This window comes from Salipaludibacillus sp. CUR1 (assembly GCF_021028955.1).
Classification (GTDB): Bacteria; Bacillota; Bacilli; order Bacillales; family Salisediminibacteriaceae; genus Salipaludibacillus.
The window spans coordinates 77921-101031 of record NZ_JAIWPE010000018.1 but is presented as its reverse complement, the minus strand read 5'-3'; the positions used below and the strand labels follow the sequence as shown (position 1 = coordinate 101031).

24 protein-coding genes are annotated in these 23111 nt (G+C 42.4%); 6 read left to right on the top strand and 18 right to left on the bottom strand.

What is annotated here, in order from left to right; all coding sequences use genetic code 11:
- Positions 1-110: 110 nt before the first annotated feature.
- Both K8O68_RS04355 and K8O68_RS04350 read right to left on the bottom strand, forming a co-directional pair.
- Complete coding sequence (locus tag K8O68_RS04355) at positions 111-1439, bottom strand: lysine N(6)-hydroxylase/L-ornithine N(5)-oxygenase family protein (protein ID WP_230895716.1); 1329 nt, start codon at positions 1437-1439, stop codon at positions 111-113.
- A 200-nt stretch (positions 1440-1639) separates the two neighbouring features.
- Positions 1640-1888 carry a hypothetical protein gene (locus tag K8O68_RS04350; RefSeq protein ID WP_093049130.1) on the bottom strand — a complete coding sequence of 83 codons (249 nt, stop codon included), beginning with the start codon at positions 1886-1888 and terminating at the stop codon, positions 1640-1642.
- A gap of 166 nt (positions 1889-2054) precedes the next feature.
- Here K8O68_RS04350 and K8O68_RS04345 point away from each other — a divergent pair, with 166 nt between their 5' ends.
- Together K8O68_RS04345 and K8O68_RS04340 are read left to right on the top strand one after the other, a co-directional pair.
- Positions 2055-3470, top strand: a complete 1416-nt coding sequence (locus K8O68_RS04345; RefSeq protein ID WP_230895715.1) for a cryptochrome/photolyase family protein — start codon at positions 2055-2057, stop codon at positions 3468-3470.
- Positions 3467-4687 carry a GNAT family N-acetyltransferase gene (locus tag K8O68_RS04340; RefSeq protein ID WP_230895714.1) on the top strand — a complete coding sequence of 407 codons (1221 nt, stop codon included), beginning with the start codon at positions 3467-3469 and terminating at the stop codon, positions 4685-4687. The genes K8O68_RS04345 and K8O68_RS04340 overlap by 4 nt, the downstream gene beginning before the upstream one ends.
- Before the next feature lie 90 nt (positions 4688-4777).
- Here the strand turns inward: K8O68_RS04340 and K8O68_RS04335 are convergent, their stop codons facing one another.
- Positions 4778-6151, bottom strand: a complete 1374-nt coding sequence (locus K8O68_RS04335) for an aldehyde dehydrogenase (RefSeq protein WP_230895713.1) — start codon at positions 6149-6151, stop codon at positions 4778-4780.
- A 100-nt stretch (positions 6152-6251) separates the two neighbouring features.
- Positions 6252-6731 carry a site-2 protease family protein gene (locus K8O68_RS04330; RefSeq protein ID WP_230895712.1) on the bottom strand — a complete coding sequence of 160 codons (480 nt, stop codon included), beginning with the start codon at positions 6729-6731 and terminating at the stop codon, positions 6252-6254.
- 214 nt (positions 6732-6945) lie between these two features.
- On the opposite strand from K8O68_RS04330, the gene K8O68_RS04325 reads away from it, so the two are divergent.
- Positions 6946-7554, top strand: coding sequence for a small multi-drug export protein (locus tag K8O68_RS04325; protein WP_230895711.1), 609 nt, complete (start codon positions 6946-6948; stop codon positions 7552-7554).
- Positions 7555-7596: 42 nt separating this feature from the next.
- Here the strand turns inward: K8O68_RS04325 and K8O68_RS04320 are convergent, their stop codons facing one another.
- Positions 7597-8703, bottom strand: coding sequence for an alanine racemase (locus K8O68_RS04320; protein WP_230895710.1), 1107 nt, complete (start codon positions 8701-8703; stop codon positions 7597-7599).
- Between the two features lie 108 nt (positions 8704-8811).
- On the opposite strand from K8O68_RS04320, the gene K8O68_RS04315 reads away from it, so the two are divergent.
- Complete coding sequence (locus K8O68_RS04315; protein WP_230895709.1) at positions 8812-9783, top strand: sensor domain-containing diguanylate cyclase; 972 nt, start codon at positions 8812-8814, stop codon at positions 9781-9783.
- A 389-nt stretch (positions 9784-10172) separates the two neighbouring features.
- Here the strand turns inward: K8O68_RS04315 and K8O68_RS04310 are convergent, their stop codons facing one another.
- The 3 genes from K8O68_RS04310 to K8O68_RS04300 all read right to left on the bottom strand — a co-directional run bounded on the left by K8O68_RS04310 (position 10173) and on the right by K8O68_RS04300 (position 12914).
- Positions 10173-10499 (bottom strand): nucleoside triphosphate pyrophosphohydrolase, encoded by a 327-nt coding sequence (locus tag K8O68_RS04310; RefSeq protein WP_093049103.1) that lies wholly within the window; start codon positions 10497-10499, stop codon positions 10173-10175.
- Between the two features lie 486 nt (positions 10500-10985).
- Positions 10986-11621: an MOSC domain-containing protein gene (locus K8O68_RS04305; protein WP_230895708.1), complete on the bottom strand. Its 636-nt coding sequence runs from the start codon at positions 11619-11621 to the stop codon at positions 10986-10988.
- Between the two features lie 120 nt (positions 11622-11741).
- Entirely contained in the window at positions 11742-12914 is a 1173-nt protein-coding gene (locus K8O68_RS04300; protein ID WP_230895707.1) for an acyl-CoA dehydrogenase family protein, read from the bottom strand.
- A 247-nt stretch (positions 12915-13161) separates the two neighbouring features.
- On the opposite strand from K8O68_RS04300, the gene mreBH reads away from it, so the two are divergent.
- Positions 13162-14172: a rod-share determining protein MreBH gene (gene mreBH, locus K8O68_RS04295; RefSeq protein ID WP_230895706.1), complete on the top strand. Its 1011-nt coding sequence runs from the start codon at positions 13162-13164 to the stop codon at positions 14170-14172.
- Positions 14173-14365: 193 nt separating this feature from the next.
- Here the strand turns inward: mreBH and K8O68_RS04290 are convergent, their stop codons facing one another.
- From K8O68_RS04290 to K8O68_RS04250, 9 genes are all read right to left on the bottom strand, one after another.
- Positions 14366-14944: a class I SAM-dependent methyltransferase gene (locus K8O68_RS04290; RefSeq protein WP_230895705.1), complete on the bottom strand. Its 579-nt coding sequence runs from the start codon at positions 14942-14944 to the stop codon at positions 14366-14368.
- 16 nt (positions 14945-14960) lie between these two features.
- Complete coding sequence (locus K8O68_RS04285; RefSeq protein ID WP_230895704.1) at positions 14961-15530, bottom strand: carbonic anhydrase; 570 nt, start codon at positions 15528-15530, stop codon at positions 14961-14963.
- 9 nt (positions 15531-15539) lie between these two features.
- On the bottom strand, positions 15540-17204 hold the full coding sequence (locus K8O68_RS04280) for a SulP family inorganic anion transporter (protein ID WP_230895703.1): 1665 nt from the start codon (positions 17202-17204) through the stop codon (positions 15540-15542).
- A gap of 92 nt (positions 17205-17296) precedes the next feature.
- Positions 17297-17524: a sulfurtransferase TusA family protein gene (locus K8O68_RS04275; protein WP_230895702.1), complete on the bottom strand. Its 228-nt coding sequence runs from the start codon at positions 17522-17524 to the stop codon at positions 17297-17299.
- Positions 17525-17586: 62 nt separating this feature from the next.
- Complete coding sequence (locus K8O68_RS04270; protein ID WP_230895701.1) at positions 17587-18717, bottom strand: MBL fold metallo-hydrolase; 1131 nt, start codon at positions 18715-18717, stop codon at positions 17587-17589.
- Positions 18718-18735: 18 nt separating this feature from the next.
- A complete protein-coding gene (locus K8O68_RS04265) occupies positions 18736-19302 on the bottom strand; it encodes a sulfurtransferase TusA family protein (protein WP_230895700.1) in 567 nt (188 codons plus the stop codon).
- Positions 19303-19555: 253 nt separating this feature from the next.
- Positions 19556-19693 carry a lmo0937 family membrane protein gene (locus K8O68_RS04260; RefSeq protein ID WP_230895699.1) on the bottom strand — a complete coding sequence of 46 codons (138 nt, stop codon included), beginning with the start codon at positions 19691-19693 and terminating at the stop codon, positions 19556-19558.
- A 131-nt stretch (positions 19694-19824) separates the two neighbouring features.
- The gene (locus tag K8O68_RS04255) at positions 19825-20139 is read right to left on the bottom strand and encodes a thioredoxin family protein (protein ID WP_230895698.1); all 315 of its coding nucleotides are present in this window, start codon (positions 20137-20139) and stop codon (positions 19825-19827) included.
- A 75-nt stretch (positions 20140-20214) separates the two neighbouring features.
- Positions 20215-21114, bottom strand: a complete 900-nt coding sequence (locus tag K8O68_RS04250) for a diacylglycerol/lipid kinase family protein (RefSeq protein WP_230895697.1) — start codon at positions 21112-21114, stop codon at positions 20215-20217.
- Positions 21115-21534: 420 nt separating this feature from the next.
- On the opposite strand from K8O68_RS04250, the gene ytvI reads away from it, so the two are divergent.
- Positions 21535-22686 (top strand): sporulation integral membrane protein YtvI, encoded by a 1152-nt coding sequence (gene ytvI, locus K8O68_RS04245; RefSeq protein WP_230895696.1) that lies wholly within the window; start codon positions 21535-21537, stop codon positions 22684-22686.
- A gap of 233 nt (positions 22687-22919) precedes the next feature.
- Here the strand turns inward: ytvI and K8O68_RS04240 are convergent, their stop codons facing one another.
- Entirely contained in the window at positions 22920-23078 is a 159-nt protein-coding gene (locus K8O68_RS04240) for a hypothetical protein (protein WP_177174220.1), read from the bottom strand.
- Between the last annotated feature and the right edge of the window lie 33 nt (positions 23079-23111).

Genomic DNA, 23111 nt, shown 5'->3' with positions numbered 1-23111 from the left:
CTTCGTGCTAAACTATTTAAAAACAGAGAGCAGATACCAGTAAATCAGACAGCTTAACACAATCTTTCAGAAAAAGCAGGCCCTTTACGGATCTGCTTTTTCTTAGTTTGTCAGCCCCTTTTATCCTCCAGCTGGTCTATGCCGAAATTCTGGAACACTGTGTTATCCGGCTCCTGGTAAACTTCCCTGCCTGCAATCCGGTTGATTACAGTCATATTCCTCTGAACCGATAAAGCAAGGTTGGTGGCGCCGGCCCCGTGGGAGTGTTCCAAATTTGTCAGTGTAAAAATATGATGAGAACGTTCTTTTTTAAATTGAAGCCTGTAATCCCTTGTGACCGCATAACGCTTGCTGTCTTCCCACTCAATCAGATCGTTAAATTTAGTAAGCCAGTCGGGGATATCCGGTTTATAGCCGGTGGCCAGAATAATTTTATCCGCCTGAATTGTGAAAGTCTGTTCCTGCTGGGTCTGATAACAGGTAACCTGGTATCTGTTTTCTTCCTGTTTAATATTCTTCAATTCGGTGTTAGCCTGAATAACGGCCGCGGGGTCATTTGTAGGGACAGACCGGTGATACAGCAGATCATAAATGTCGTGAAGGGTATCTTCTTCTACTCCATTTCTGAGCTGCGATAAATTTGGCAGTTCACTTTTTCTTTTTTCATAAGAGAGACTGTGGAAATAATCAATATAATCAGGAGAAAAGACTTCCTGACCTAACTTTCCTGCTTCTAACTGAAAAAAACCTGGTGAGCGTGTCAGCCAGTATAAAAAAGGTTTTCCGCGCTCCTGTTTTTGCAACTGTTCCAGAAAAACTTCAGCTGCACTCTGCCCGGAGCCTGCTATAACTATAGAATCTGCTTTTTCGTATTCTTCTTTATAATACTGATACTGGCTTGTATGGAGAACGTCTTCAGAAGGAAACTGATCAAACCCGGCAGGGATGGCTGGTTTCGTCCCCGTGCCTAATACAATATGTTTAGCAAAAAAACGTTCAGTGACTTTAGTTTCGCGGTTTTCTACAACCACTTCATAAAATGGATTGTCTGTGCCGGGGTGATCAATCACATCTGTTACTTTTGTTCCGAACTGGCAAGAGGAAAGCTGGCTTGCTACCCATTGGGCATAATCATTATATTCCCTGCGGGGGATATCAAACCGGTTAAAAAAATAAAACGTATACAGCCGGTTATGCTGGTGCAGGTAATTTATAAAACTGAACCGGCTCGTGGGGTCTGCAAAAGTCACTAAATCCGCCAGGAAAGGCACCTGCAGATCCGCTCCTTCGATCAGCATGCCCGGATGCCAGTTAAATGTGGGAGTTTCATCAAAAAAGATTGCTTTAACGTCTTCAATATCTTCTAACAGGGCTGCCATTCCTAAGTTAAACGGCCCTATTCCAATACCAATCAGATCGTAGGTGTTTGTCTGCTGCATTGTCTTCTCCTCACTTTCGGATTTACCCTTTATCATTTATTCCCTCGGCCAGTCTCTTTTTAAACAAAAAAAAGAAAAGGGGGGAGACCCTTTTCCAAATAGGAGGTTTGAATCTGGTACACCTCCATCTATTTAAAAAATGGAGATATAGCTATATGAAAATGCTCACCTGTTAAAAAACAGTCGAGCAAACTAACCGTTTATTCACACGCTGGATTACGCGGTATTTTAGTAATAGAAATATCATTAATCATTCGGGTGCTTCTTTTGATGATACAAACGAAATTCACTGTCCAAATATAAGAAGGAATTTCCTGATCCTCTTTTTCAAACATCATGGCCTCAAATTCATCCCCTACTAATTCTTCAAATGTTTCCTGAGTATAAGTTTCGGTATCAGTAGAAAAAGAGTGCCATTCACAGTATAGTTTTCTTGTTGTTGTTTTCATTTCTATCACAACCCCTTTCGTTAATCTCATTCTATCATGTCAAAAAAGGGAAATGTTTGTGAAATGTTGAACATATTTTGACCGTTTTTAAATCGCTTTCATTAAAACGGTTTCCTTTCATTTCTTTTTTAATTTAGGCTATGATAGAACGAGAGGTGACTAACTTATGAAACCTGTTTATGCAGTCTGGCTGCGGAATGACTTCCGCATCAACGACAACCTGGCTATTCAGAAAGCGGTGGAAGCTGCCGCATCTGACGGCGGCCAAATCGTTATGTTTTTCCATCTTCATCCTGAATTTCTTCAGGACATAGACCTGCAATACGATTATTTTTTCCAGACTCTTCGCAAGTTCAGAAATGACTGCCGAAGTGAAGGAATTAAAGTGGAGCTGATTAAAGGTCCTGTCCAGGAAGCGTTTCATACACTTGTAAGCTCTTATCCTGAGTTAAAGGCTGTCTTCTGCCTTGAAGACTACACACCATTTGGCCGGACAAGAGATGAGGAAGTCATCCGCTTCCTTTTAAAATATAACGTGCAGCTTTTTCCTCTTGAAGGAAGCCATATTATACCCCCTCATAAAATCAAAAAAAGTGACGGCACGCCTTACCAGGTATTTACGCCTTATTTCAGGAACTGGAACAGGCATTTAAAACCGTCTTTAGCTAACAGCCGTATAGATGACCTTAAGGAGTATTATGTGAATGGTAAGAAAGGCAAAACGGCCGCTGATAATTATTTTGAAAAGGAACTACTCCCCCGGTGTACACAAAGCTGGGGCGGCTTAGGAGAAAAAGCAGCAGTCAACCGCCTGGAAACATTTGTCGAAGAGAGGCTCACACATTATCACGATAACCGCGACCTGCCTGATTATTTTGGAACAAGCGCACTCTCCCCATTTATTAAAACCGGCGCTCTGTCTGTCAGAATGGTTTATCATTCGGTTTCGAGCAGAATTGATGAAGCTGGCAAGGGAGCAGAAACTTTTCTGAAAGAGCTTGCCTGGCGGGATTTCTATGCTATGATCTACTATTTTTATCCTGAAACAAAAAATCAGGAGTACCAGGAAAAATACAGGAATATATTCTGGAACAGAGATGAGGAGCTGTTTACTAAATGGAAAGACGGAAACACCGGCTTTCCTATCGTCGATGCCGGAATGCGACAGCTCAATCAGACGGGCTGGATGCATAACCGGCTGCGGATGATCACTGCTTCCTTTTTAACAAAAGATTATTTAATCGACTGGCGCCTTGGGGAAGAATACTTTTCCCGGAAGCTGATCGACTATGATGAAGCATCCAATGTAGGCGGCTGGCAGTGGGCGGCCTCGGTTGGTACAGATGCCGTGCCTTATTTCCGGGTATTTAACCCTGCCAGACAATCTGTTCGCTTCGACCCCCACGGAAGCTTTATAAAAAAATTTGTACCGGAATTAACAGAAGTACCTGAGAAATACATTCATACCCCTGAGAAGATGGCAAGTGAAGAGGCAGAAATCACTTACCCGGAACCTACGGTGGACCATGCTGTCCAGAGAAAAAAAGCCATTGCGCTGTTTAAAGGAGTTGAAGAAGAGTGACGATCAGGAAACTGAAACAATCTGAGATCGAATACAGTATCCGCATGTCTGAATTTGCATTCCAGTACTATATGACCGATGAGGAACGCCAGGAAAGGCTTGAAACTGTCAACCCAGATGAAACGTGGGTCATTGAAGAAAATGGAGAAATCATTTCCAAAGCCTCAATTATTCCTTTAGAAGTCTACATAAACGGAAAAGCCTTCAACATGGGCGGGGTTTCCGGTGTGGTGACATGGCCGGAGCACCGGCGCGGAGGCCTGGTCAGCCGGCTGATGAACCATTGTTTAAAAGAAATGAAACAGAACGGGCAGACAATCTCCTTTCTTTACCCATTCAGTATTCCTTTTTACCGCAAATACGGCTGGGAACTGTTTGCTGATTCTGCTCTTCTTACTTTAACAAGAGAACAGCTTCCTAATTGCCAGCCTTGCAGAGGATATGTGAGAAGAATTGATAAAGATCCTGCTCTCGTCGGTGCTGTTTACGAGACGTGGGCCTCACAATACAGCGGTGCCCTCCGCAGAAGTGAAAAATGGTGGAAGCAGTCGGTTTTTAAAAGGAAAAAAGGAACTGTCGCGGCTTATTATAATGAATCCGGCCATATCACAGGCTATCTCATCTATGAAATGAAAGAGCGTAAAATGACAATCCATGAGCTTATTTGGTTAGATGCGGATACCCGGAGAGGGTTATGGAATTTTATTTCCAACCATGACTCAATGGCAGACTCCATCAGCATCAAAACCGCGGCTCACGGCAGACTGCCCTTCCTTTTGGAAGACCCGAAAATAAAACGGGAAGTCTCATCATATTTTATGGCCCGTATTGTAGATGTTAAAGAATTTCTCACCTCATTTCCTTTCGAAAACGGGGAGGCAGGCCCCCCTGTAATTTTGCATGTAGAGGATAAGACATGTAAGTGGAATGAAGGAACTTATATTATAAAGCCGGCAGGTGACGATGGCAGAAATCAGGTCGATTTTTACCCATTACAACCTGAAAATGAAGAGAACGGGAAAACAGGAGCTACATGCCAGCATCCGCCAAAGAAGGGTTTAAAACTCTCAGTCCAGTCGCTGACTGCCGTGTTATTTGGTACTCAGTCTGTTCAGACACTTATAGAAGAAGAGTGGATTGCAGGCGACGAAAAGTCCGCGGAACTGCTGGCCAGGCGTATCCCCCGACAAAAACCGTTTATCTATGATTTCTTTTAAAATTTGTGGCTGGTTAAAAAATAACAGATCCTTAATTATAGAAAGCAGCACAGGGGAAAATTCCCAGTGCTGCTTTTCTGGCTGCTTATATTATTCCCACATTTTCCTTAATGTTTTCATAGAAGCCTGTGACTGACTGTAGCGGATGGGCAAATCAAAAGCTGTAGTCTGCTTTAAGATGCTTTTCTCATGGGTAAACGTATCAAAACTGTTTTTACCGTGATAAGACCCCATTCCACTTTCGCCTACCCCGCCAAACGGAAGATAAGGCGTCGCTAAATGCATAATAGTATCATTAACACACCCGCCTCCGAAAGAGAGGTTGCCGAGAATCATTCCTTCATTCTCTTTACTTTCCGTAAACAGGTAGAGAGCAAGCGGATTAGGCCGCTGGCGTACGATATCAACTATTTCATAATCATTTTTATAAAACATGATGGGCAGGATGGGACCGAATATTTCTTCTGCCATAACCTCATCGTCCATCGTCACATCCATCATAATCGTTGGTTCAACAAAACGCTTCTCCCGGTCGTAATCTCCCCCGTAAAAAACCTTCTCTTTATCAATCAGAGACACCAAACGGTCTACGTGCTGTTCATTAATGATTTGAGGGTAAGACTTATGACTTCGTGCTTCTTCGTCATACCACTTTTTTGTATAGTGTACGAGCTGTTTAAGGAATTTTCTGCGCCTTTTTTCAGGAACCAGAACATAGTCCGGGGCTACACACGTCTGGCCCGCATTGATAAATTTACCCCATACAATCCGCTTGGCGGCAAGCTTCAGATTAGCGTCTTCCATGACGATCGCGGGACTTTTCCCGCCTAATTCCAGTGTGACTGGAGTGAGATGCTTTGCAGCGGCTTCCATAACTTTTTTCCCGACCGCCGTGCTTCCCGTAAAAAAGATATAATCAACGTTTTCATCCAGAAGGGCTTTAGAGACTTCCGCATCCCCTTCGACAACGGCAATATATTCTTCAGGGAAGGTGGCGGCCACCAGGTCCCGGATGACCGAACTCGTATGAGGGGTAAATTCGGACGGTTTTAATATAGCTGTATTCCCTGACCCGATCGCACCGATTAATGGAGCGAGGCATAGCTGAAACGGGTAATTCCAAGGTGATATAATCAGTGTGACACCGTAAGGCTCTTTGTATATGTAGCTTTTACCGCCTACATGCGACAAAGGAGTCTTCGTTTTACGGGGCTCTGCCCAGTAATCCATATTTTTAAGCATATCTTTTAATTCACTGTATAAAAAACCGATTTCAGTAAGAAAGGCTTCGTGTTCCCCTTTATTTAAATCTTTTTTAACAGCTTTTAATATGTCCCTCTCCCGCTTTTTAATAGCTTCTTTAAGTTTAGTCAACTGTTCTTTTCTAAAAGAAAGACTTTTAGTTTCCCCGCTGTAAAAAAATTGTTTCTGTTTATGAACCAATGACTGAATAGCATCTTTCATTGCTGTTCCCCCCTTGTATAATAAAACTCTCTCTCTGTAATCATTATATTCCCTTTATAGTGTGTCGTTAAGCGTCCCTGAAAAGTTACAAAGTTTACCTTTATTTAATTGGGCCTTTTTCAGTACCGTACCGGACGACATCTATAAATGCTTTTCCGTCACTGGGCTGCCCTTCTCCGAATTCAACAGGTAAAAGTGAGAAGAAGACGAAATAAAGAGAAAAATAGCCAAACTGATAGAAAAACAAGTGTGCCGGCAGTATGTCCAGATGAATTAACGTATTAATAATTACAACGGACAAAATATTAAACAAAGAGCCGCTGAGGTAAATAATGGAATGTGTCCATCTGTTATTAATATCTAATTTTTCAAGCTGGGTCCAGGCATCCAGAAAATACACTCTTCTAATTTCGAAATCTCCTCTTTTGAACAATAATTTCCCGCGCCCGAATACAAACTTCATTTTCCCGCCAAATAAGTAGGTGCTCACAAAATGCCCGGATTCATGAATAAAAGCGACAATAGGTAATATTATTCCGAGAGAAATAACAAAGGTAGGAATATCTGACCATCCGAACATTTCCTAACTAACCTCCCGTCAATTCAGTTATCTACCGGACATTTACCACTTTAGGCACCGTATCAAACCCCCACAAAACCAGTTTCATTGCAACCTTGAGAACCGGAGTGCTAGAATAATGACTTACTTAAAAAACACCGGCTGCCTGTGGATCCCACTTTGGTGAGAAACCGGAAAACGGCAGCAATTTTAAGAAAGGGGTTCAAGAAAGCTTATGGTCGAACTCTTATGGCAATATTTTTTAATTTTTATAATGGCGGCTACCCCTTGGCTTGAAATTCTTATTGTCATCCCGATTGGAATAGGAATGGGCCTGGACCCATTCTGGGTCGGCTTTATTTCGTTCGCAGGAAATTTCCTGCCGATATTGCTCATCATCTATTCTTTAAAATGGTTTCAGCGGACTAAGTGGTATAAACAATGGAAGGCCAGGCGCAGGAGGAAAAAAGAGCAGAAAGAACTTAAAAAACGTGAAGAGAGGGCTGTGGCGGAAAACCAGGACCAGGAAGCAGTGGATCATTCGGATCAGCCGGTTACGCGGGATATCCGGGATGGTCGTGATGCACCCCGTCCTCCAAAAAAAGCGAGACGAACTCGAAAAGAACAGGCAGCTTCCATTTTTCATAAATACGGCCTTCCCGGCTTAGCAATTCTTGGTCCTGCAGTGACAGGGATCCACTTAGCTGCAGTCATTGCTCTTTCCTTAAAAGCCGACCAGCATAAAACAACCGCATGGATGGGAGGCAGTCTTGTCGTCTGGACAATTATTCTGACTGCAGCCAGCTACTACGGCATCGATTGGGTGACCAACCTCTTCTCATAAGGAAATAAATGGGGGGTCTAAATGGGGGGGCTGTCCCCCCATTTATTGGGATTTCCCCCTTCCATCAATTGGCAAGGGCTCAATTTCCCCATTTTCTTTAAGCATCATATAGGAATCAAACAAGTTGACTGCCGTACAGGCATGGTTAGGGATAAACTGTATTTTCTCCCCTAGGGCGAGGTCCTGGAATAAGTGCATGTTTTCATTTGTTAAGTCCGCTATCCCGTGTTCCTCCGAAAGCCGGGTGATCGCCAGTAATTTATTGGAGAGCGCCTCCCCAAACCCGGCAACTCCTTCCTTTCCGTGCGCCCCTTTTTCAGTCGTAAATGCTTTACTTCCTCCATCAAAAACAACCCTGCAGTCTCTTTTAGAGACAAGCTGCGTCAGAATAGTGACAGCTGCTTCGTCTTTCTTTGCGACATTCAGGCTCATTTGCATACGATCAAAAAAGACGGCATTTCCAGGTCTCACTTCCGTAATTCCCTCATAAGATGCCCCCTTTTCAAAAGTTGGCGTTGACCCGATACTTCTGTTCTGAATTTCTATACCGTGTTCCTCACAAAGCCTGGCAGATAGTACAACACTTTGTGCTTCCTCTTCCGCAATTTTTTCCAGTTCCTTCCGGGAGGCAGCGCCGTAGGAATGGCCTGCGTGAGTGAATAATCCCGTTAATTTTAACCCTTTCATTCTTCTCACGTCTTTGGCGAGCTGCAACGTTTCCCTGCCAGGCTGGGTGCCGCACCGATTAAGCCCGGAATTCACTTTCAGCCAAACCTCTATCATATGGCCATCCGCAGCTTTGCTCATAACCTCTGCTTGCTCTTTACTGTCAATTGTAAAAATAAGACGGGCCGATTTTTGATACGGAAATAACTTCTTGATTTTTTCACTCTCTACTAACGGGTGGGCGATCAAAATATCTTTTATCCCCGCCTCCAACAGCAGTTCTGCTTCTGACACTTTTGCCACCGTCATGCCTGCAGCTCCGGCACTTATTTGTTTATTCGCTATAAAAGATGATTTATGTGTTTTAAAATGAGGCCTGACACTGACTTTGTGTTTCTCCCCCACAGCAGCCATTCTGCGGATATTGCGGTTCATCTTTACTTCATCGAGAAGAATGGCTGGAGTTTGAATCGTTTCATACATGTATAAAAACCTCCTAGGTTTTAATAGTAAAAAAGTAGTTATTTAATCATATAATCTGATATAATAAAAGGAAATATTAAACAATAGAGACTTTCAGGAGGGGCAAAAGTGCTTATATCTACTCTTTTAATTAGTTTGGGCTTCGCGGCAGGGGCTTCCGCAGTTTCTCTGCTGTTAAAAACACGTATTCGCCAAAAAAATTATTATATTAAGCAGGCTGAACAATCAAAAAATGATGTTATAGATTTGGTGGAACATTCTAAAGATATTATTTATTATCTCAGGACAGTGCCCTCAACCGAGTACATTTACCTAAGTCCTTCTGTCAATAAAGTTCTCGGGTGGGATATTATCCAGCATTATGAAAACCCTGAAGAAATTTATGCGCTCATACACCCTGAAGATTATCCTGTTCTTTTAAATAAAATCAACGGAAAAGCGGACTATAATCGTCCTCTTTTGCAAAGATGGAAGCATAGTGAAGGGAATTACATTTGGTTTGAAGAAACAGCTCGCCCTGTTTATGAGAACGGAGAATTTGTTGGAGTCCAGGGTATCTTAAGGAACATTACTGAGAAAGTTACTCTTCAGAAAAAGCTGGAATACCAGTCTCTTCATGATGAATTAACCGGTTTACTGAACCGGAACGCTTTTAAGTCCAAGATGAATCAGCTTAATAATTCAAGTACTTTGCCGGCCGGCTTAATTATATGTGATATGAATAACCTTAAGATAACAAACGACACATACGGACACCACTCAGGCGATCAATTAATCCAGTCGGCAGCCGCCTATCTGAAAAATCACTTTAATAACAGAAACAGCACATTATTCCGTATTGGCGGAGATGAGTTTGCCATTATAATGACTGATCTCTCCCATCCTGAGTTTCTCTCAAAGTGTCAGCATTTTGAAAGCCGCCTCGCAAACCAAAACAGCTCTCAAGCTGTATCGCTCGCTTTTGGATCTGCCTACAGTAAGGAACCTAAAGGACAAATGGAGGACTTGTTCAAATCTGCTGACCTGGCTATGTACGAACAGAAAAAGGCTGTCAAACGAAAGAGCACGGCTGTGTATTAAATGGTCTGTTGGTGAAAGTCGATCTCCCCGGGTAGGCCTCACCTCCTCCGGGTAAAGCGGTGCACACCGAGCACGGTGGCCCAGGGGAGGCTTCGAACGCTACACACCCTCCTCGATGAGGAGCTCTCCTCTGGGAAGACCTCTGCTCCTCGAGGACTTGTCCTCTGAGGAAAAAAGTTGGGAGATGGAGAGGTACAACAAAGTTTAGCGGCGCCTGTTGAACTGCCCGCGCTTAGCTGCAATTAAAGAGGGAAACTTCTCTCTGAAACTGTTAAAAAGTAAGCTGCAGCTGTATTTCGCAGCTGGCAGCTGGTTCTCCGATTGTGTGACTCTGGATGCCATGCTTCTATAACGAAGCTTTTGGACTGGAAGCCGCAATTCACTCTTACTTAATCATCCCCCACTGTTTCCAGAAACCATCCTTCATGGAAAGCTCCACGCCTCTCGGATTTATCAGCCCGGATCGCCTCCAGCTCTTTCCTGGAATAACCATGCCGTTCAGCCAGACAATAAATAAGCTCCAGTAAATCTGCAAGTTCTTCTATCGCCTGTTCAGCATTCTGTGCTTCCACATACTCTTTCATTTCTTCCTTTAATTTATGCTTTGCCTCTCTAATGAACTCTTCCCCTTCAATCCTTCTATATGCAAGTTTCTCGCCGTTCATTTGAATTATTTCAGGTATTCTGTCTCTGACAAGTTTATGATATGACGGCATTTCAGCACACTCCCCCACTTAAAAGATTTTACGGACTATTTCCTATGCTTTTAGAAATTCACGAAAAAATCCAAAAATCCTGCCGAAAAATTCCAAACTCTATAATTTCCAGTAAATGGGGGGTCTGACCCCTTTGCTCACTACCGAAAAAAACCGGTGGCCTTGGCACGTTCGTGTGTGCAGGCGACCGGTTAATGATACTTATTTTAAGTGTCGAGAAGGCTCTTATTGCCAGATTCTACTTGTTAATTAGGGGAATGGGCCCTGTAATCGGAGCATCTGCTTTATGAATGTGGGATTCTGGCTTATAAGCGGATGACTTTCTACCGTATAAAAGTGGAACTATACCGTATAAGCAGATCACTCTACCGTATAACTGCCGAACTCTACCGTATAACAATTTTCGACATTTTTCGCCCAGCTCGAGCCCGCGGCCCGGCCCATTCCCATGACCCAGCCCGCTCCCTTTCCCATTCCTATTCCCGTTTATTCTTTCATCATATCTTTCCATGAAGCAGCTAATTCCGGGACGGCGATGACTTCCTGAATCAGTGATTCATCATACTGATGTTCATAATAGACGTTATTAACGCGGGCTATAGAAATTTCCGAGTAACGTTTAATAAGTTGAAGAGGGGTGCTTTCTGAAACCATCCCTTCTTTCAGCACTCGCAAATAAAAGCCGGTTTTCCCTGTTTCCGCGACGCGTTTCGGCAACTCTTCTGATTCTAGCCGTTTTGCGAGCTTATGGCAAGGTTTTCTTGGCTGTGACACTTGGACCTGGGCTTCTCCCCACTGAAACAGATCACCAATACACACTGCTTCTTCTATCAGGCCTTTGACTGTTAAATTTTCTCCAAAAGCGCCAGGGAGCAGTTTCTTTCCTAATTCCTCTTCCCAAAATGGATAATGGTCAAAAGGATAAACACATATGGCTTTATCCGGGCCTCCGTGATTTTTCTGATCAGCCTGCTGGTCCCCTTCTAACTGCTCTTTGGAAAGGAATATCTCTGAATCTACTGGTTCTTTAACGATAGCTGTTTCAACAGATTTCCCTAAACCGTTCAGTGTCTTCGGTGTTCCTACGTTCAATGAGATAATATTTGCTTTCAACCTTTTCATAACATACACCTCCAAAGACTTTAGAAAGAGCTGCTAACTGATAAACTGGTCATATTCATATCGTAAGTGTAACGATTTGTGTTGTCTATATAAATTTACACTATTTTCGTTTTTGTGACTTTAGATTCGGGCATTAAATGCCTGATTAGCCAAAATCATCATTGTAATGTCATCTGAAGGGGGATTATGGAGACCGGCGCGCACATCACGGTAATGCTGTTCAAAAGAGCTGTTGCGGTGTAAACTGTGCCCTCCTGCAATTCTCATGCTTAGGTCCACCACTTTGATTGCGGCATTGGTGCACACTGTTTTCACTGAAGCTAATTCCGCTCCCATCTCAGCCCTTAACGACGGGTAGTGATCCCACGTTTCAGCTATGTGGTACATAAAATGCCGTGCTTTCATTAATTCAAGGTCCATTTCAGCTGTTTTCCTGCGCACTTCCGGCACTTCACTAATTGGGTGGTTTAAACTGTTAGGCTGATAGTTTTTTGCAAACTCAACTGCTTCATCCCTCGCAGCAATTGCAATTCCTAAATAACAAGCCGGGATGTGGAGAAGCCATCCTTGCGGGCTTTTACCATGGCCCGGCTCTTTGACAGACTTCAGTGCCTCTTTTTCCAGCTGAACATTATCGAGAATCAGGTCATCACTTCTTGTAGCTCTCATCCCCAGAACATCCCAAGTCTCTTCAAGACTCACTCCCGAAATGTCCCGCGGGATCAGAAATTCCCCTGTTCTGCCCTCTTCTTCAATGTAAGCTGTAATAATAAAATAATCCAAGGCTGGCGCTAACGACGTAAACGTTTTATGTCCTTTTATCTCCCATGCTCCGTCTCTAAGAACCGCTGAAGTCTCAGGAACTCCTCCACGAGCCGGGCTTCCTGTCGCTTTCTCAGTAGCAGCGCTGTTAATAAGGATCCCATTCTCAACTGTTTCACGGCAAATTTTCTCAAAGTCGTTTTTTTGCCACTTTTGGGTATCACGAAGCTGCATGATTGTTCCATTATGCCATCCAATAGAAAGAGCTGTAGCCGCATCCCCCTGGGCGAGCGTTTCCTGAACCAGTAAAAACTCATAGAGAGACGCTTCTTCCCCTCCAAACATTTCTGGAACAGTTACAGCCGCCAGCCCTGAGGTTATTAACTCTTTCATATTTTCAAAAGGGAACTCGGCTTTTTTGTCATACATGCTCCGCCTTTTTTGAAAACCGGGAACTAACGCTTCCGCTCTCTTCAAAAATTTCAGCTGCCTGTCATTCTTTATCAGTTTTTTTGTCATAATTTCTGTCATATCCAAAACTCCTTCCGTCAACGATGCTCTTTTCATCAAATTATAAAGAAAAATGCCAAATGATAAAATCATTTTTATTTCTTTTAACACTTTTATCTTTTTTCATACTGTTTTCCTCATTTTTCCCGGGAAATAAATTTTACACATAATTTCACACTATTTTTCTTTAAAATTACCCCTAAAAAAATGGCAAAGCGATAGAATGATTATGTAGTCATACTAAAAGCGATACGGGAGGAATTTAATTATGTTTTCATCTGTTCAAATTGGAATAGATTTAGGAACTGCTAACTTACTGGTTTATACCAAAAATAAAGGTATGATTATAAACGAACCATCGGTAGTAGCTATTGATCTGCAGACAAACCAGGTTTTGGCCGTCGGAGAGGACGCTAAAAAAATGGTTGGAAAAACACCTGAAAATATTGTGGCAATCAGGCCATTAAAAGATGGTGTTATTGCTGATTACCAGGTGACTACTGATATGCTTAAACACATTATGAGAAAAGCTTCAAAAAAACTTGGCGCCCCTTTAAGAAAGCCGAGTGTCGTTGTATGTACTCCTTCCGGATCAACGTCAGTTGAAAGAAGAGCTATTTCTGATGCTGTTAAACAGTGCGGGGCAAGAGAAGTACAATTAATCGAAGAGCCTGTTGCAGCGGCAATAGGAGCTGACTTGCCAGTTGAAGAACCGATCGCTAACGTAATTGTGGACATCGGTGGAGGAACGACTGAAGTCGCCATTATTTCTTTCGGAGGTGTTGTGTCATGCAACTCCATTAGAGTCGGCGGCGACCAGCTGGATGATGACATTACTCATTTTGTCCGTAAGAAATACAATTTAATGATCGGCCAGCGTACCGCAGAAAATATTAAAATGGAAGTTGGATACGCGCTAGTCGAGCATGCTGAATTGAAAATGGATATTCGGGGACGTGATTTAGTGAGCGGCCTTCCGAAAACGATTGAAATTTCTTCTTATGAAATTCAGGGAGCAATTAAAGACTCTCTTCTTTCTGTTCTTGAAGCGATCAGAGCGACCCTTGAGGATTGCCCGCCGGAATTAAGCGGAGACATCGTAGACAGAGGTGTTATTTTAACAGGAGGCGGCGCCCTTCTTAACGGAGTGCAAGAATGGTTATCCAATGAAATTGTAGTTCCTGTTCATATCGCTCCAAGCCCATTAGAATCAGTCGCTATCGGGACGGGCCGCTCTTTAAAAATGATGCAGAGAATTCAAAGTTCCAAGGCTAAATAAATCAGCGGAGTGTATATCAGGTATACCTGTTGGCCGAGCCGGCCGCAAAGCCCTTACCTCAGTCACTGCCATGAGAAACAAACGAAGCAAGCCATGCTATACTTTTCCACAAAAAATCTGTTGCAGGTTAAATCCCGCAACAGATTTTTTTAGTACCCGGCTCCAGGCGCTTTATAAAAAGCACTGGAAATCCTTACTTAGAACTTTTTGTTGAGAAAAAAATAACATAAACCTCTTCTTTTTCAACAAGTTCATCGATAATAAGGCCTGAGCTTTTCATTTCATCAATAAGTATTTCCGGATCAAGCCGCTCATGGAGAGGCGGTCCTGATTCTCCTTCTACTCTGGCCCACTCCACAATAGCTCCTTTGGATCCCTCTTTCATAATACGGTTCATTTCATTAAATGCTTTCAGGCGGTCCCCCACTTCATGAATAACAAAAGCGGCAATTGAGGCTTCTGCTGTTCCATCTTCCAGTGGTATATCCTCAAGATCTGATTCAATTAAGCCGATGTTGCCTGCACCCTTTTCTTCTGCCCGGACTCCCAAAAGACCGAGCATTTCAGGTTCGACATCGACCGCATAGACTTCCCCTGATGTCCGCTCCGCCAGGGGCAGAGTAAAGAATCCGTTTCCTGCTCCAAGATCCATTACGTGTGCTTCAGACGGCAGCTTAAGTTTATCTGCTACCCAGTCCGGATCGATCAAAGATGTCCTGTTTGGATCTAATAATTTATCCGCTTTTTCCGGATTAAACCGATGTCCAGCCATATTTATCCCTCTTTTACTAATTGTTGTCATCAGGGTCGATCCATTGCAGTTCTCCTGAATCTAAGTGGAACAATAACCCTATAACCGGTACACCTTCGCCTTTCCGCTGATAAACCGGGTGATTTTTAACGTTAATAATCTGTTGTCTGACATTATGTTCCTCAAGCTCAGCCGGTGTTGGGGCCTGCTTACTTTTATCATACTCGTCCAGTGTTGCTTTCACATGCTTTAACCAGCCGTCGAGTGATTCATGCTGAACCCCGGAGCTTGCCGCAAGGATTCCTCCGCAGTTCGTATGGCCGAGAATAATAACATAATTGACACCTAATACATCAAGAGCATAATGCAGGCTTGCCCGGAAACTGTCGTCTTCTTCGGTTACCTGATTAGCAATATTACGGTGCGTAAACATCTCTCCCAAAGGCATGCCTGTAATTGTAGAAGGACATGTACGGGAGTCACAGCATGAGAGAACAAAGAAAGAAGGCTGCTGCCCTTCCCCCAGTTTTTTAAAAAAGTCCGGGTCTTCTGCTTTCATCTTTTCCATAAATTGATTATGGGACACTTCAAGACTTCTGATTTCCATCAACTCACCTCATATTTTGCTGTCTTTTAAAGCGGCATCAATGGTGTGATATTGAATTGTTTCACCATACTTTTCAATCCAGCCTGCTTTTCTAAATAAGTCTCTCACAGGTCCCTTCACTTGTGCAAGGTAAACTTTTATACCCTCAGCACTGTGGTTATCTATCCATTCTTCCAAATCATCCATAGCTACACCATCTATATCATTAACCGAGGAAAAATCGAGAATAACAGTTTTCAGGTCTTTTTTCCGGTAGATGAATTCAGAAAGCTGTTCTTCGATATAGGAAATATTTGCAAAATAGATAGAAGCGTCTATCCTGACAATTAATGTATCTTCTCTTGTTTCAGCTTCGGGAAAACGATTAATATTACGGTATATATTATCTTTTTCCAAATAGCCAAGCTCTGCCACATGAGGTTTACCGCTCCTGTAAACAAAAACAAGGATTGAGAAAATGACACCTGTCGCTATTCCTGCTTCAATTCCGATCGCGAGTGTAGCTAAGAATGTAACCAGTAAGGAAACCGCGTCAATCCGTTTAATATGCCATAGATGAAAGGCTTCCTTCACGTCTATTAACCCGTAAACCGCTACAACAATAATGGCGCCAAGCACAGCCTGCGGCAGATAATAAAAAAGTGACGTAAAGAATAAAAGAGTCAGAATGACAAGCACAGCTGTAATAATCGAAGACATCCCTGTTCTTGCTCCTGCATCATAGTTAACGGCTGATCTGGAAAAACCGCCTGTCACAGGAAACCCTGAAAAGAAGCTTGTTCCTATGTTTGCCACGCCGAGTCCATTTAACTCTTTATTGGCATCAATCGGATACTTTTCTTTTGCGGAAATAACTTTAGCCATCGCATACGACTCGACAAATCCGATAATAGCGATAGTCAATGCTATCGGCAAAAGGGAGTTTATGGCGCTGATTTCAAAAGCCGGCATAGAAAAGCCAGGAAGCCCGCCCGGCACGTCTTCCACAATGTTTACTCCCGCTTCATCAAGCCGGAAAAATCCGGTAACCGTAATCATCGAAACGACAACAACTAAAGCTCCAGGTATCTTTTTAATTTTTTTCTTAAAAATAATCAGCACTAAAATACTTGAAATCCCGATTGCCAAAGTGGGCAGATGGATTTCATTTATACGGCTGAACACTTCAGCAATAATTAAAAACACATTTTCAGAAGCTTCAATATCAACTCCAATAATATGTTTCAGCTGGCTCATCCCTATAATAATCGCGGCTGCCGAGGTAAAACCGCTTATGACAGCATGAGAAATAAACTTACTTACAGCCCCCAGTTTAAACACACCCATTAAGAACTGGATCACACCAACCATAAGAGCCAGCAGAAAGACAAGTGAGATATATTCTTCGCTGCCCGGCTCTGCCAGTCCGGAGACGCCTGTAAATATTAACAGTGACACCATGGCTACAGGGCCGACTGATAGCTGCCGTGATGTACCGAACAATGCATATAAGATTAAAGGGATTGTTGAGGCATAGAGCCCCATGACAGGCGGCAGCCCTGCAAGCATCGCATAGGCCATCCCCTGTGGAATAAGCATAATGGCTACAATTAAACCGGCGGTCATATCTCCTTTAAAATCTTCTTTTAAGTCATAGCTTTTCATCCAATTAAGGAAAGGGAACCAGCGGTTCATAACGGTTTCCCTCCTTTCACCTATTCTTTCAGTTCATAAAAAAGGCCTGACACCTGTACGCGGTGCAGGCCTTACTTACTCTTTTTCTCTTTTTACGCTTTTTTAATCCAGAATTTCAGGACGCTGTCTTCCTGGTCTTCTTTGATAATTTCGTTCCCGCTTGATTTCGCCCATGCAGGAATATCAGATTTCGCTCCTTTATCAGTTGCAAGCACTTCAAGAATATCGCCTGATTGAAGCTGGTCCATTTCCTTCTTAACTTTCACTACCGGCATTGGGCAAGCAAGACCCTTTGCATCTAAAACTTTAGTACTTTCCATTATTAATTTCCCCTTTCAATTCTTCATTTAATCTTATAGTTTAATTTTCTTATACCAATTAGTTAAGAAACCGCACAACGGTTAGGGCCAATTTCCATTTCCGTTTCCTCTTCGGCGTCCGGAGTTACTTTCCCCATATTTGTCTGGCGAATTTCCTTGTAAGAGTTTGGCTGAGGCGGAAGGTTCTCTGTTACCATCTTGCGGAACTCATTTTCATCTTCCACTTGCAGCCCTTCATTCTCTTCATACAAGTCCCCAAGACGGGCTTCCACACGTCCCTGTTCATCAAGCTCTTTAAGTTTAGCAAAGTGGGCAGGAAGAACGAGTAAATCCTGGTTCATCTTCTTATATCGGACATATAAAGATTCTCTTAAATCGCCAACCCAGTCTTCTGCCAGTCCTGCCAGGTCGGGGCGGCCGATCGAATCAAGGAATAAAATATCTCCTGTAAACAAGTAAGTGTCATTGACAACCAGTGACGTACTGCCAATGGTATGCCCCGGTGTATATACTGCTTTAACTTTTACCTCATCCGGCCCAAATGTAATTTCCTTCCCGTCTTCTAACGGTTCAAAATTAAATGTCACTTCCTCTGCATCTTTTGGAGGCAGATAATAAGTCCCGCCTGTTTTTTCTGCCAGACGGCGCCCTCCTGAAATATGATCCGCATGTAAATGCGTATCAAACATGTGAAGGACTTTTACGCCCAGTTTTTCAGCAAAGGCTTCATACTGATCGGTTAATCTAAGCGGATCAACCATTGCTCCTTCGTCGCCGGAAACGATCATATAGGAAAGACACCCTTTTCCAAGTCGGACAAACTGATATACAGAACCGCCTCCTTCAAGATCGCCAAGTTTTACAGGCTCCAGGTGTTCACTCCAAGTCTTCATTCCGCCTTCAAGATAATAAAAATCCCTTCCAGTCGCTTCTGACAGTTCCTCTGCGACAAACTGAGAAGACCCTTCTTTCGCACAGACGACTAATACCTCTTTATTTTCAGGTAATTCTTTAACGAGCTCTTCGACGCCGTCGAGCAAATCAAAATACGGTCTGTTAATTGATGTGATATTTTCCCCTTCAATTTTCCAGTCGTCATAAGCATCGTTATTTCTTACATCCACAATAAACAGGTCATCTTTATTGATTACTTTTTTTGCAACTTCTCCCGCTTTCATCGCTTTAATTGTCATTATTAATCTCCTCCTGATTTATTTGTTTTCTGTCGGGCCGTCCCATTCGGACATGCCGGGTTTTACATTAAATACTTTGTCATAACCGTTTTCTGCCAGCTGCTGTGCCGCCATATTACTGCGGTTGCCCGTTCGGCAAATAACGTGTATTTCGCTCTCCTTATCAATTTCACCCATGCGCTCTTCCAGTTCTCCTAATGGGATTGAAACCGCACCAGGAACATGTGAGAAGACATATTCGGCGGGCTCCCGTACATCAATTACAGTGATATTTTCATCATCAAGCTTGTTTATCAGGTCCTCGTTGCTGGTCACATGCGGGAACTCTTCTATTTCTGATGTTTCACTTGGATCCGATTTTCGCAAGTAATGGTAAAGAACATCACCTTCTTCTTTAGATCCCAGGTATTGATGGCCTGTATTTTTAGCCCATCCTTTCATGTCAGCAAGTGACCCGCGGTCTGTCGCTTCCACAAGCAGGACCTCTCCCGGTTCAATTTGATCCATCGTCTTTTTTGTCTTCACTACCGGCATCGGGCAGGCAAGCCCTTTCGCGTCCAAAACTTTATTCACTTTAATACTCATAAAATTTCCTCCTTATATGATTAGTCGATTTACAAACAACTTATACCTTATAGGGTATTAAAAAAAGTAAAAAAATATAGCTGTTTTCTAATTGGTGTATCTGTTTATTATCATTACCCCTATAGGTATATTAATAAACATTCACAGAATTGTCAAGAAGAAGATCGAAACTATTTTTATAAACGTTTAATTTCTTTTAAATCCGTGAATGAAAAATGTCCCCTAAAGGCGCAAACCTTTAGAGGACATTGATCTATCTGCCTCGGATCATATTAACGATAAAGACCACTAACGCTACTACCAGCAGCAGGTGAATAAGTCCGCCTGCTATATCAATTGCAAAGCCTATTAACCAAAATAAAAGTATAATACCAATTATAGTCCAGATCAAGAAAATTCCCTCCTAGTTTTAAGTTGACAACTTTATCATTTTCTACAGTTGGTAAATTGTTGTCTTATACTTCTATTTCCTATCCCCCTTGACTTTAAACACGGAAAGAATAGTGTAAGAAAACTGAAATATTATGTCTTCCAAAAGTCAATATGTTTATTCAAATCGTCAAAAGGAATAAACCGGGACGCCCGCCAATGCTCTTTATTATTTATAAATAACAGGATAGTGGGAGAGGTAAATGTAAGAAATTCACCTGAAATTTCGGGTGCATCCTCCAGTTTTGCTTTTATTACCGGCACAGAGTAATCTTTTATAGCTCCGTCTTTTATTTGATTTTCAATCGCGTCACAGACGGAACAGTTTTCTGATTTAATTAGAAGGATCACTATTTCTTCCCTGCTGAGACGCTCTTTTATTTGACTGATTGTTTGAACATTTTCCATATGGGTGCCATTCTCCTTTCCTTCTGTCCGGGAAAAACTATCTCAATCTAATCGCTTTTCCCTGGTGCCTCGATGTTAGTTTTCTTCCTTTTCGCCACAAATAAATTCAAGAGGCTTTTCAATTATTCCGCACTTTAAAGGAGAACGAAGGTAAACTTCTCCGTCGGTGTCTGCTTTTTTATCTTCAGGTAAAGCAATATGCACGTCAGACGTTTCCCTTAAAATAAGATTATTATTCTCCGTTTCTTTACTGAATGGTGTTTTTCTTTGGATCCATTCGATAAATAAAGAAAGTCCTCCTTCTTTTACGACTACGAGATTTAATTGTCTGTCTAAGAGAGAGATTCCTTCAAAAGGAAGTTCCCGGGTTCCTATATATTTTCCGTTCAAGAGGGCGATCATAACGGCTTCACCTTCCAGCTCTTCGTCAGGAAGTCTTATCTTATAATGAAAAGGTTCCGTTTCGTTTACTGTTTTCATCGCGCTCATAAGATAACTGAATGATCCCACCCATTCCTTCATTTCTTTATTTATATTTTCAGATGTATCGGTAATTAAGCCAATACCGGCAAAATTTATAAATGTTCTGTCGTTTGCATACCCTATATCAATTTTCTTCGTGAATCCTTTGACTGCTGAACCGGCTGCTTCAGAAATATTAGCAGGTAAGTTTAAGGATCTCGCAAAATCATTACACGTACCGGAAGGCAGAACAGATATGACAGGAGGGTTACTTAAGTGAACTAATCCGTTCACACAATCGTGAACCGTACCGTCACCTCCCATGATACACAGCAGATCGGCTTCTTCTCCTCTTTCCCTGCATATTTTTTCTAAATCTCCTGGATTTTTCCCTTTTATTATAATTAATTCATCCACGATTTTGGAGATAATGCCGGCGGCCACTCCTACGTTTTTATGGACATCCTCCTGGCCTGCTTTGTCGTTAAAAAGCAGCATCCCTTTTTTATACATGTCTTCCACTCCCGTTTTATTGACCTCTTGATTGATACTTTACCCTTATTCCGGGTAACTCAAGCAATAGGCCTGAGGTGTGTTTACGTCCATTATCTGACATTTTTGAGTGCGTTTATGATAGAATTAGTCCATTAATATATGCAAAGTCTGGAAACAGCTTTGCTATCCCTTTTAAAGCCGTTCACTAAAGCTCATCACTTTTACCTCATCCAGACAGGTTTGTCTTACAAGATCCTTTCACATGGCTGTTGCCTGTATCCAACGTTTTATTTCTCTTTCACGTGGTACCGTATAAAGAAGTCTTTTTAGAAAAAATGTTTATGTTTGGTATAATCTGCTATGATAATAATAATATAAGGGCTGGACTAAACAACATACGTCTAATATACGCCGCTTAGAAGAATTGGAGGAGTGCCCATGACTAAAAGGCACGGCTGGATTTTTGCCAGGTTAATCCTCGTTTCAGTTACCGCAATTGCAGCCATGTGGCTTATCGGATGGCTTTTTACTATTTCATATCCATTCTGGATTGCAGCCGCTCTTGTGTGGATGTTTTATCCTCTCATCCGGTTTTTAAGAGAAAAGATCAGGCTGCCTAACGCTTTATCTGTCGTGGCTGCTCTGCTCCTGGGATTGAGTGCGCTGGTTGGAGGCATAACAGGAATTGTATTTCTGATTATTTTCGGTATCCGCCGGATTTCGGATTTTGTACCCGCATGGATCCAGACAACGGCTGTTCAAATGCAGGATTTCTTTAATGAATCTATCTTCCCTGTGTGGCAAACCGTGACCGGGGCTATGGCTGCTCTGACCCCCGAACAGCAGGCCACTTTGGAAGATGGAATTGCCACGCTGGGAAACAGGCTTGCTGAAAGTCTTGCAGACATTGGACAAGGTTTAGCGGACGGGCTGACCCAGGTACTTATTATCGTCCCGACCTTTTTGCTTGTTTTCATATTTATATTTATCGCCTTTTATTTTATTGGGAAAGACTGGGAAAATATATTTAAAAATATTTATACCGCCACACCCGCCCCTCTCGTAAAAAAAGCTAAAGCATTCAAGATTATGTTTCAGTACAGAGTTTTCGGGTTTATTCAGGCCCAGCTTATACTTATGATGGTGGCCTCTATTGTTGTCCTGATCGGCCTCGCTGTGTTAAGAGTCGAGCATGCTCTTACCATTGCTATGATTGTAGGTATAGCTGAAATTTTGCCCTATCTCGGATCAGGAACAATTTTAATACCATGGTTTCTTTACATGTTTTTCACTGGAAATATAAGCATGGGTATCGGTTTAGCTGTCGTTTACGGAGTAACTGTCGTTATCAGGCAGTCGATTGAACCTAAGATCTTGTCTTCCAGTATGAACTTAAATGCCCTGGCTGTTTTAATTTCGCTGTTTGTCGGTTTCCAGATATTTGGAGTCGTAGGAGTATTTCTCGGTCCGCTGCTTCTGGTGATCATCGTCATTCTAAAAGACATCGGGATTATAAAAGACTTGCTTAGTTTTATAAGAGAAGGGTTTAAGGAAGAAGACCCCCCTCTCAGGTTTCCTGGAAAAAAATAATTAACTTTTCAGCGGCAAGCTTGTCATTCGTGGCAAGCTTGCCTTTTTCCTCAGCTAAAACCCTGGGTCTGACGCAGCACTTAAAGTACAAAAAGAAAAAGCTTCCCCCGCCTGAAATGAGGGAAGCTCATATATTAATGGAGACGCTTAGCGTGCTCCGTATTATTACAGCTTGCGGTATAATAGAAATAGAGCAACTATTAGTGCTGTTTAAAGATTGTCTGCATTCAGGATCAGCGGTCGTGGGAAACCATGTCGTTCCTCTGGTAATGCTGGGACGACCTCTCCGCTTCTGCAATGCGGAATTCTTCTATAAACGTATACAAGATCCTAATCTCTGTTTCTGACAGATCATCTATTAACCGAAGGATATCTTTTTTCGTGACATTCATTGATGTCCCCTCCTTCTTCTCAGGAAGTCTGTT

Excerpts from the sequence above, each read along its gene's own strand:
- K8O68_RS04355 (WP_230895716.1), bottom strand. The coding sequence starts at position 1,439 with ATGCAGCAGACAAACACCTACGATCTGATTGGTATTGGAATAGGGCCG.
- K8O68_RS04350 (WP_093049130.1), bottom strand. The coding sequence starts at position 1,888 with ATGAAAACAACAACAAGAAAACTATACTGTGAATGGCACTCTTTTTCT.
- K8O68_RS04345 (WP_230895715.1), top strand. The coding sequence starts at position 2,055 with ATGAAACCTGTTTATGCAGTCTGGCTGCGGAATGACTTCCGCATCAAC.
- K8O68_RS04335 (WP_230895713.1), bottom strand. The coding sequence starts at position 6,151 with ATGAAAGATGCTATTCAGTCATTGGTTCATAAACAGAAACAATTTTTT.
- K8O68_RS04330 (WP_230895712.1), bottom strand. The coding sequence starts at position 6,731 with ATGTTCGGATGGTCAGATATTCCTACCTTTGTTATTTCTCTCGGAATA.
- K8O68_RS04325 (WP_230895711.1), top strand. The coding sequence starts at position 6,946 with ATGGTCGAACTCTTATGGCAATATTTTTTAATTTTTATAATGGCGGCT.
- K8O68_RS04320 (WP_230895710.1), bottom strand. The coding sequence starts at position 8,703 with ATGTATGAAACGATTCAAACTCCAGCCATTCTTCTCGATGAAGTAAAG.
- K8O68_RS04310 (WP_093049103.1), bottom strand. The coding sequence starts at position 10,499 with ATGCCGTCATATCATAAACTTGTCAGAGACAGAATACCTGAAATAATT.
- K8O68_RS04305 (WP_230895708.1), bottom strand. The coding sequence starts at position 11,621 with ATGAAAAGGTTGAAAGCAAATATTATCTCATTGAACGTAGGAACACCG.
- K8O68_RS04300 (WP_230895707.1), bottom strand. The coding sequence starts at position 12,914 with ATGACAGAAATTATGACAAAAAAACTGATAAAGAATGACAGGCAGCTG.
- mreBH (WP_230895706.1), top strand. The coding sequence starts at position 13,162 with ATGTTTTCATCTGTTCAAATTGGAATAGATTTAGGAACTGCTAACTTA.
- K8O68_RS04290 (WP_230895705.1), bottom strand. The coding sequence starts at position 14,944 with ATGGCTGGACATCGGTTTAATCCGGAAAAAGCGGATAAATTATTAGAT.
- K8O68_RS04285 (WP_230895704.1), bottom strand. The coding sequence starts at position 15,530 with ATGGAAATCAGAAGTCTTGAAGTGTCCCATAATCAATTTATGGAAAAG.
- K8O68_RS04280 (WP_230895703.1), bottom strand. The coding sequence starts at position 17,204 with ATGAACCGCTGGTTCCCTTTCCTTAATTGGATGAAAAGCTATGACTTA.
- K8O68_RS04275 (WP_230895702.1), bottom strand. The coding sequence starts at position 17,524 with ATGGAAAGTACTAAAGTTTTAGATGCAAAGGGTCTTGCTTGCCCAATG.
- K8O68_RS04270 (WP_230895701.1), bottom strand. The coding sequence starts at position 18,717 with ATGACAATTAAAGCGATGAAAGCGGGAGAAGTTGCAAAAAAAGTAATC.
- K8O68_RS04265 (WP_230895700.1), bottom strand. The coding sequence starts at position 19,302 with ATGAGTATTAAAGTGAATAAAGTTTTGGACGCGAAAGGGCTTGCCTGC.
- K8O68_RS04255 (WP_230895698.1), bottom strand. The coding sequence starts at position 20,139 with ATGGAAAATGTTCAAACAATCAGTCAAATAAAAGAGCGTCTCAGCAGG.
- K8O68_RS04250 (WP_230895697.1), bottom strand. The coding sequence starts at position 21,114 with ATGTATAAAAAAGGGATGCTGCTTTTTAACGACAAAGCAGGCCAGGAG.
- ytvI (WP_230895696.1), top strand. The coding sequence starts at position 21,535 with ATGACTAAAAGGCACGGCTGGATTTTTGCCAGGTTAATCCTCGTTTCA.
- K8O68_RS04240 (WP_177174220.1), bottom strand. The coding sequence starts at position 23,078 with ATGAATGTCACGAAAAAAGATATCCTTCGGTTAATAGATGATCTGTCA.